Origin of the sequence: Dactylosporangium sp. NPDC000555 (assembly GCF_040300025.1) — a bacterium.
GTDB lineage: Bacteria > Actinomycetota > Actinomycetes > Mycobacteriales > Micromonosporaceae > Dactylosporangium.
Genome location: NZ_JBEPDB010000001.1, coordinates 397,872 through 406,337, shown reverse-complemented (window position 1 = coordinate 406,337; position 8,466 = coordinate 397,872). Strand labels below are relative to the sequence as shown.

Here is an 8,466-nt window from a genome sequence, read left to right as displayed (position 1 = left end):
CGGACCCCCCATGCCCGCTCCGCGGACACTTTCGCCTGCGCTGCGCGGCCCCTGCGCCCTGGGCGCCGTCTCGTGTGGGCGCCTCTGGCGCGGGGCGCCGGGCTGGTTTCTAGCCGGCGGCGCCCCCGGCCCCATGTCCGCTGCGCGGACACTTCTGCCTGCTTCGGGCAGGGGGCGCGGTTTCCGGCGGCGTGCCATGTGCGGTTGTACGGATGGCCGAGGACCGGCGCGTCCCAACCTGCGGAAGATCTTCCCGCGGCGCTTGACCGCGTGCCATACTCGGCTACGTGATCGAGCGGGCGACCCACTACTTTTTTTACGGCTACCGGAGTCCGGCAGCCGTGGGTAGCGCCTGATCGCAAAACCTACCGACGCCCCGGGTTCCGAGCCCGGGGCGTTCGCGTTCCCGGGAGCGGAGCACCGGACCGATCCGACAAGGACGCAGAGAAATGGCCGCCATCACCATGGAGCAGCAGCCCGCCGACGCCCAGCAGGGCTCCCCGGACGACCACATCGCCGGCCTGCGCAACCGCATCGACGACATCGACGCCGCGATCGTCGCGCTGTGGAAGGAACGCGCCGCGATCTCGCAGGAGGTCGGCAAGACCCGTATCGCAGCCGGCGGCACCCGGCTCGTGCTCTCCCGTGAGCGCGAGATCCTCGAGCGCTTCAGCAAGGAGCTCGGCGCCGACGGCACGCAGCTCGCGCTGCTGATCCTGCGCGCCGGCCGGGGCCCCCTGTAGGTCCCGGGGGCGGTACTAATAGATACATGAGTTTTCCGCCCTCGGCCGCGCCCCTGACCGACGTCCAGCGCGTGCTGTGCGTGCTCGCGCACCCCGACGATGTCGACTTCGGCTCGGCCGGCACGGTCGCGACCTGGGTCGATGCCGGCATCGAGGTGGCATATCTGCTGGTGACCCGGGGCGACGCCGGCGGCTTCGACGACACGCCCCGCGAGCAGATGCCCGCGCTGCGCGAGGCGGAGCAGCGGGCGGCCGCGGGGATCGTGGGCGTCAAGCAGGTCGAGTTCCTGGAGGGATACCGCGACGGCATCCTCGAGCCCACGATCGGGCTGCGCAGGGACATCACGGCGGCGATCCGCCGTTTCCGGCCCGACCGGATCCTGACCAGCTCTCCCCTGCGCCGCTGGGACCGCATCGTCGGCCCCAGCCACCCCGACCACCTGGCCGCGGGCGAGGCCACGACCTGCGCGGTCTACCCGGACGCGCGCAACCCGTTCACGTTCACCGACATCGGGCTGGAGCCCTGGACGGTGCGCGAGATCTGGTACAGCGGGGGCCCCAACCCCGACCACTTCGTCGACGTCACCGACGTGTTCCCGCGCAAGCTGGCGGCCCTGCGGGCGCACGTGTCGCAGACGTCGCACCTGGACGGGTTCGACGAGATGCTGCGCGGGCGGCACGCCATGGTGGCGAGGGCCGGCGGCCTGCCCGACGGCCGCCTCGCCGAGGGCTTCTCGATCTTCTCGACCGCCTGAGCCTCAGACCAGCCGGCGGTCGGCGGCCCACCGGGACAGCTCGTATCGGTTGGACATCTGCAGCTTGCGCAGCACGTTGGAGACGTGCGTCTCGACCGTCTTGATCGAGATGAAGAGCTCCTTCGCGATCTCCTTGTAGGCGTATCCCCGGGCGAGCAGCCGCAGCACCTCCCGCTCCCGGTTGGTGAGCTGGTCGAGCTCGGGGTCGGCCACCGGGGCGTCCGGTCGTGCGGCGAACGCGTCGAGCACGAAGCCGGCCAGGCGTGGGCTGAACACCGCGTCGCCGTCCGCGACCCGGCGGATGGCGTCGGCGAGCTCGTCCGGGGAGATCGTCTTGGTCACGTAACCGCGGGCGCCGGCCCGGATCAGCCCGATCACGTCCTCGGCCGCATCGGAGACCGACAGCGCCAGGAAGCGCACGTGCGGGTGGCTGCGGCGCATCGCGTCGAGCACCGCACGGCCGCCGCCGTCGGGCATGTGCACGTCGAGCAGCACGACGTCGGGCTCGATCGCGGAGATCTTCTGCACCGCCTCGGCGACCGCGCTCGCCTCGCCCACGACGTCGACGTGCAGGCCGAGCTCGGCGCGGACGCCGGCCCGGAACATCGCGTGGTCGTCGACCAGGAACACTCGCAGCCGCTGGGTCTCTTCGGTGCTCATCCTTCTCCGCCTTCACTGTGACCTACGCCCTGCGCCGCGGGCTTGCGGCGCAGGGCCTCCGTGTCGATCGGCATGCTGAGGCGCACCTCCGTGCCCTCGCCCGGCGTGCTGCGGATCTCGGCCTTGCCGCCGTGGCGCTGCATGCGCAGGATGATCGAGCCGCGGACGCCGTGCCGATCGGCGTCCACCGCGGCGAGGTCGAAGCCGGCCCCCCGGTCACGCACGAAGACGCTGACGCAGTCGGGCTCCACTTCGGCGTACAGCGAGATCGTCTGCACCTTCGCGTGCTTCGCGGCGTTGACCAGCGACTCCCGGGCCGCCGCGACGATCGCGCCGACCTTCTCGTCGACGTCCACGTCGCCGACGACGACCGTCTCGACCGCGACCGCGAACGTGTCCTCAACCTCTGCGGACGCCTCCTCCAGCGCCGCGCTGAACTTCTCCATCGCCGAGGCCGTGGGCTTGTACAGCCAGTTGCGCAGGGTGCGCTCCTGGCCCCGGGCGAGGCGCTGCACCTCCTTGACGTCGCCGGCGTTGCGCTGGATCAGCGCCAGTGTGTGCAGCACCTGGTCGTGGATCATGGCGGCCAGCTCGGCCCGCTCCTGCTCGCGCACCCGCGCCTCGCGCTCCGCGCTGAGCTGGGTGAACATGCGATACAGCAGGGGCGCGAGCGCCAGCCCGACGCCGGCGAGCGCCACGGCGGCGAAGACGAGCCCGTAGCCGATCGAGGAGAACGGCACGCCGCGCAGCGGGAACACACCGACCACGAACACGCCGATGATCCCGACGATGACCAGCAGGCCGCCGCCGACGAAGCGGATGAGGTACGACTTGCGGTTGTTGTCCATCATCGCGCCGAGCCACGGCATGCCCGGCACGGTCGACGACCAGCGCTCCCGCCGCTTCGGGTCGGCCTGGTGCCAGATGATGCCGGCGCCGAGCGCGATGATCGCGGCGAGCCAGCCGATCACGGCCTCCACGCTGCCGTCGGGCTGCACCATCAGGCGCAGGACCGCGATGCCGACGCCGAGCGCGAGGAACGAGAACAGCTGGTTGACGTTGCGCCCGCCGCGGCGGCCGTGCGGTGGCAGCGGCAGCACCGCCCAGAAGGCGGCGTAGAGCAGCGCGCCGAGCCCGTTGAACACGGCGAGCACCACGAACGCGCCCCGGATCAGCATCACCGGCGCGCCGAGGTGCGCGGCGATGCCGGCCGCCACGCCTGCGACGACCCGGTCGGCGGGCTCGCGGTACAGGCGGCGGGCGGGGTTTGGGCTGCTCATTGCGCTCGTTTCTGCTCCGTTCGGGATTTGGTACCTCAGATCGTCACACGAACGGCGACGGCCGGACCACTCCGAGCGCCCCGGAGCCGCAGAATCAGGGTGGCGTCAGGGTCGTTGCCTGAGGCGGCGGGCGGGCCGGGTCCGCGAGCATTGATGCCATGACGAAACCGCCTGCCGCCGACGAGCCGGCCGCCGACGCCGCCGCGGAACGGGCCGCGGAGGCAGTGGAAGAGCGCACTCCGGACGAGGCCGCCACGGCCGCGACCGAGCCGTCCGCCCACGAGTCCGCGAGGCCCGCCGCATCCGGCGCCGGCGACGAGACCCCCGCCCGCACCCTCGACGACGAACCCCGCCTGGAGGCGGACTACGTTGCCGCCGGCACCCCCTCGCCGGCCGACTGGCCGGCCGGCGAGCCGGGGACGGCGGAGGAGCCGACGCCATCCCCGCAGCCCCCGCCGCGCGCGGCCACGCCGCCCCCCGGCAGCACGCCACCGCCGGGCGGTATGCCGCCGCCCGGCACACCACCGTCGGGCAATGTGCCGCCGCCTCCGCCGCCGGGGGCCACTCCGCCACCGTTCGGCAACCAGCCGCCCTTCGGCAACCAGTCACCGTTCGGGGCCGGGTTCAACCGGGCGCTGCTCGTGCGGCCGCAGCAGGGCCGTTACGTGGCAGGCGTCTGCGCGGCCATCGGCCGGGCCACCAACACCGACCCCACGCTCTGGCGGGTCATCTTCGCCGTGCTGACGCTGGCCGGCGGCGTGAGCATCGTCGCGTACCTGCTCGGCTGGCTGCTCCTGCCCGCCGAGGGCGACACCGGCTCCCCGCTCGATGCGCTGCTCGGCCGAGGCCGCTCGGCCACCTCGGCGCCGGCGGCGGTCGTCATCGGCGTCTGCGCGGTGATCGCCTTCCTGCTCGTCATGTCGCAGAACTTCAGTGCCGCCCTGGTCGGGCTGGCCATCGTGATCGGCGTGGTCACACTCGTGATGCGCGGGCAGGGCGGCAACCAGCAGACGGCCGCCGGGCCGTTCGTGCCGCCCGCCGGGCCCAACCCGCCCCACCCGGGGCCGTTCGCCCCGGCCGGGGCGCCGTTCGGGGCCGCGCAGTTCGAGGCCCGCCCGGGCGCGACCGGTTCGTTCGGGCCCGCATCGTCCGGGCCCCGGCCGTTCGGGTCGCCATCGTTCGGATCCCCCTCGTTCGGACCTGTGCCGTTCGGGGCCCCGTCGCCGGCCCCCGCCCCGGCCACCGATACCAAACCGGGTGCCGCCGCCGGCCCGGTGCGGGAGGACAGGACCGCCGACGCCCCCACCACCGGATCGGCGCCGACCACGGCGTTCCCGGCGACCGGCGGGCCCGCCGCGTACTCGGCGGGAGATGAGCGGGCACCCTCGGTACCGAATCCGCTGCCGATCCCCCCGACGCCGCCGCTGCCGCCCTTTCCGCCCCTGCCACCGCCCAAGGCCGGCCCGGCGGGCTACCGGGCACCGTTCGCCCCGCACGGCCCCTACGCCGGCACCAGCCCGTACGCGGCGAGCCTCGGCTACCCGCCGCCCGGCGTCCCGGTGTCGCCCTACCCGGGGCTGGCACCAGCCCCCCCGCCGAAGCCGCCGAAGGAGCGCTCGAAGCTCGGGCGGATCACGTTCTCGATGATCCTGCTCTCGCTTGGGGTGCTGGCCGTGCTCGAGGTCACCGTGGCGGACTTCAAGGCCAGCACGTTCTTCGCGGTACCGCTGGCGATCACCGCCCTCGGCCTGATCACGGGCGCGTGGCTCGGCCGGGCCCGGGTGCTGATCCTGCTCGGCGCCCTGCTGAGCATCGCGCTGGCGATCGCGACCGCGGCGAGCACGCCCGAGCCGCGGAACACCAGGAACATCCCCATCGCGCCCACGTCGGTCGGGGCCCTGCAGCCGCGGTACTCGACGGACTTCGGCAGAGTCAACGCGGACCTCACGCAGATCGACTTCGTCGACCAGGAAGTGACGGTGGCGTTCCGGGTCAGGGCCGGCAGTCTCAACATCGTGGTACCGCCGGAGGTCGACGTCACCGTGGACGTGCACATCCAGGGCGGCGACTGCCGGGTCTTCGGAAACGACTGCGGCGGCTTCAGGCAGACCAGCTCGTTCACCGACTACGGCAAGGACGGACAGGGCGGGGGCAGGCTCCACCTCAACCTGGACATGCAATGGGGCGAAGTGAAGGTGACCCGATGAAGCCGCACCGACTGGACGGCGTCTCGCTGACGTTCGGCCTGATCTTCCTGGGAATCGTGGTGGTCTGGCTGTTCAACCAGGCCGTCTCGGTGCACCTCAACGCGGGCTGGATCGTGGCTGTGGGCCTGATCCTGTTCGGGGGGCTCGGCCTGGTGGGGGCGCTGCGCTCCGACAAGTCGTCGGAGCGGGGCAAGGCCGGGCAGAACGCGGATCCGTACGACTACGACCTGGATGCCGACTGACGGACCGCGGCACGGAATATGCTGGCCGGCGGGGCAGGTGACCCGTCGGCCAGCTGCCCGTTTCCGTCCGCTGCCTTCTCCGTCCGCTGCCTTCTCCGTCCTGTGCCTTTTCCGTCTTCTGCTTGAGGAGTCCTTCCGAGATGACCCAGTTTCCCGTTGGCGGCACGTCCGGCGCATCCCGCCGTCCGATCCAGATCGGTGACCGGGCCGCCCGGGTCCTCGCCTCCGAACTCGCCCGCCACGGCGGCCCCAAGACCGGCCTGGTGATCGGTGCGGCCGCCGGCTCCGCCGCCCTCGCCGCGGCGATCGACGCGCTGCTGCCGGACGACCGGCTGACGGTGGTCGGGTCCGGCCCCGGCGCCGCAACTGCCCTGCGCGAGCACGTCGAGCGCCAGGGCCGCTGGGTCGCCGAACGCACCCGCGTGATCGACTCGGTCGACGGCGCCGACCCCGCAGACGTGGTGATCCACGCCGAGGCGCTCACCGGCAGCGCCGAGGAGGCCCGCGAGGTGCTCGCCGGCCTGACCAAGCTCGTCACCACCGGCGGCGTGCTGGCCGTGGTGGTGCCCGCCACCCGGCTGCCCAGCGGCGCCGCCGACGAGGTCGAGCGGCAGGCCGCGCTCTACGGCGTCGGCAGCGACCTGGTGCTGCGCAACGTGCCGCCGGTGCGCATCCATCGGCTGCGGCACAGCCCGGCCGACCACGTCGCGGCGGAAAACCTGCTGCCCGCGCTGCGCCCCTCCAGCGTCCCGCTGACCCGGGGCATGAACATCGACTCCAACGGCGTGGCCGCGGCCGGCATCGCGCTCGGCCTGGCCGCGCTGGCCAAGGCGGCCCGGCCGAAGTCGAAGCTGTGGCTGGTCCCGGCGCTGGCCGCGGCCCCCGTGGCGGCGTTCTTCCGCGACCCGCAGCGTGACGTGCCGGAGGACCCGAAGGCCGTGGTGGCCGCGAGCGACGGCAAGGTGCTCGGCGTGGAGCGGCTGCACGACAAGCGCTTCGGCGACGTGGAGTTCCTGCGGATCGCGGTGTTCCTGTCGGTCCTCGACGTGCACGTCAACCGGGCGCCGGTGGCCGGCAAGGTGATCGACTACTTCGTCGAGGACGGCGGATACGCAGCGGCTATGAAGCCGGAGGCCGAGCACAACGTGGCGGCGTACACGCTGTTGGAGACCGCGCACGGTCCGGTCGCGGTCGTGCAGCGCACCGGGCTGATCGCGCGGCGGATCGTGCAGCGGGCACCGATCGGCTCGCTGCTGGCCAAGGGCGAGCGGTTCGGTCTGATCCGGTTCGGCTCGCGCACCGACGTGTACCTGCCCGCCGACCGGGCGACGCCGGCCGTGGCACCGGGCGACCGGGTGGTCGGCGGCCAGACGGTCATCGCCACCTGGCACTGACGGCGGCGACGGCACGGAGGCGGCACGGCCGCCGAAGGCACAGAAACTGAGACGGCCCCCACCCGCGCGGGTGGGGGCCGTCGTCGCGACGCGGGCCGGTCAGGCGGCGCGGCTTCGCTGGCGCAGCCAGATCAGCGGGCCGCTGACCAGGTAGGCCAGCACGACCACGACGAACGTCATCTGGTAGTTGACCAGCGCGCCGACGACCGGCAGCACCAACAGCCACGGCGGCAGCTTGAGCAGCCGGGCCAGCTTCGCGTAGGGGAAGCTGGAGACCATCGCCAGGCCCAGCAGCACCACGCCGGTCACGCGCAGCACGGGCGGCATCTGCGGAGCGATCAGCGTGCCCAGGGCCAGCACCGCGGCGCACATCGTGGTCGGCACGCCGCAGAAGAAGCGGCCGTCCTTGGGCGACACATTGAAGCGGGCCAGGCGGATCGCCGCGGCGCACGCGACCAGCGCGCAGGCCGGCACGAGCAGGGCGGTCGGGGCCGAGCCGTTGAGCCAGGCGAACACCACGACCGGAGCCGCCAGGCCGAACGAGCACATGTCGGCGAGGGAGTCCATCTGGGCGCCGAACGGGCTCGCGACGCCGAGCCGGCGAGCCAGGAAGCCGTCGAGACCGTCGAAGACGACGCACGCGATGAGCAGCGAGGCCGCGATCCTGACGTCGCCATGGTTGACCGCGATGAAGATCGCCGACAGGCCGAGCATCAGGCTGCTCAGGGTGCAGGCGTTGACCAGCGCGAACCGGATGCGGCGGGCGATCGTGCGCTCGCCGGGCAGCAGCGGGATCGCCAGCGATGCCGACTCGTCGTGCACCACGCCGGCCGCCGATTGCCCCGTCTGGGGGGCGGCGACGGCCGGGCTGACCGGCGCGATCGAGATCGCCTCGGTGGCCAGGTTTCGTGACAATCCGTCACGGCGGCGCATCCGAAGGCGCGGCAGCCGAACCCGGCCGGTGCGGGTGTCGGTCTCTGCGGGGGGCACGAGCAGCGAGGTCGCGCCGGCGACATTGCCGTCACCGCGACGGCTGACGCGTCCGGCGAAGAGCACCTGGCGGGCGAGGGAGCCGCTGTTTCGCAGCCGTCCCGCCCACTGCCGGCCCCCGCCGGGTCGCGGACTGTCCGTGGTGCGTCGTCGCTGCCAAGGTGCTCTCGGCACTGATCCTCCATGTAGGAACGA

General features: G+C 73.0%; 8 protein-coding genes. 5 read left to right on the top strand and 3 right to left on the bottom strand.

Annotated features, from left to right (window positions below; genetic code table 11):
• Positions 1-449 precede the first annotated feature (449 nt).
• Both ABT297_RS02065 and ABT297_RS02060 read left to right on the top strand, forming a co-directional pair.
• Positions 450-743: a chorismate mutase gene (locus tag ABT297_RS02065; RefSeq protein WP_350543546.1), complete on the top strand. Its 294-nt coding sequence runs from the start codon at positions 450-452 to the stop codon at positions 741-743.
• 26 nt (positions 744-769) lie between these two features.
• Positions 770-1,498 (top strand): PIG-L deacetylase family protein, encoded by a 729-nt coding sequence (locus ABT297_RS02060; RefSeq protein WP_350543544.1) that lies wholly within the window; start codon positions 770-772, stop codon positions 1,496-1,498.
• A gap of 3 nt (positions 1,499-1,501) precedes the next feature.
• Here the strand turns inward: ABT297_RS02060 and ABT297_RS02055 are convergent, their stop codons facing one another.
• Positions 1,502-2,158 carry a response regulator gene (locus ABT297_RS02055; RefSeq protein ID WP_350543542.1) on the bottom strand — a complete coding sequence of 219 codons (657 nt, stop codon included), beginning with the start codon at positions 2,156-2,158 and terminating at the stop codon, positions 1,502-1,504.
• Positions 2,155-3,438 (bottom strand): ATP-binding protein, encoded by a 1,284-nt coding sequence (locus ABT297_RS02050; protein WP_350543540.1) that lies wholly within the window; start codon positions 3,436-3,438, stop codon positions 2,155-2,157. Before ABT297_RS02050 ends, ABT297_RS02055 begins: the two co-directional genes overlap by 4 nt.
• 158 nt (positions 3,439-3,596) lie before the next feature.
• On the opposite strand from ABT297_RS02050, the gene ABT297_RS02045 reads away from it, so the two are divergent.
• The 3 genes from ABT297_RS02045 (at position 3,597) to ABT297_RS02035 (ending at position 7,281) form a co-directional block, all read left to right on the top strand.
• Complete coding sequence (locus ABT297_RS02045; protein ID WP_350543538.1) at positions 3,597-5,645, top strand: PspC domain-containing protein; 2,049 nt, start codon at positions 3,597-3,599, stop codon at positions 5,643-5,645.
• Complete coding sequence (locus tag ABT297_RS02040) at positions 5,642-5,887, top strand: hypothetical protein (protein ID WP_350543536.1); 246 nt, start codon at positions 5,642-5,644, stop codon at positions 5,885-5,887. The genes ABT297_RS02045 and ABT297_RS02040 overlap by 4 nt, the downstream gene beginning before the upstream one ends.
• A 140-nt stretch (positions 5,888-6,027) precedes the next feature.
• Positions 6,028-7,281 carry a phosphatidylserine decarboxylase gene (locus ABT297_RS02035; RefSeq protein ID WP_350543534.1) on the top strand — a complete coding sequence of 418 codons (1,254 nt, stop codon included), beginning with the start codon at positions 6,028-6,030 and terminating at the stop codon, positions 7,279-7,281.
• 99 nt (positions 7,282-7,380) lie between these two features.
• On the opposite strand, the gene ABT297_RS02030 is transcribed toward ABT297_RS02035, so the two are convergent.
• Positions 7,381-8,367 (bottom strand): CDP-alcohol phosphatidyltransferase family protein, encoded by a 987-nt coding sequence (locus ABT297_RS02030; protein ID WP_502885472.1) that lies wholly within the window; start codon positions 8,365-8,367, stop codon positions 7,381-7,383.
• Positions 8,368-8,466 lie beyond the last annotated feature (99 nt).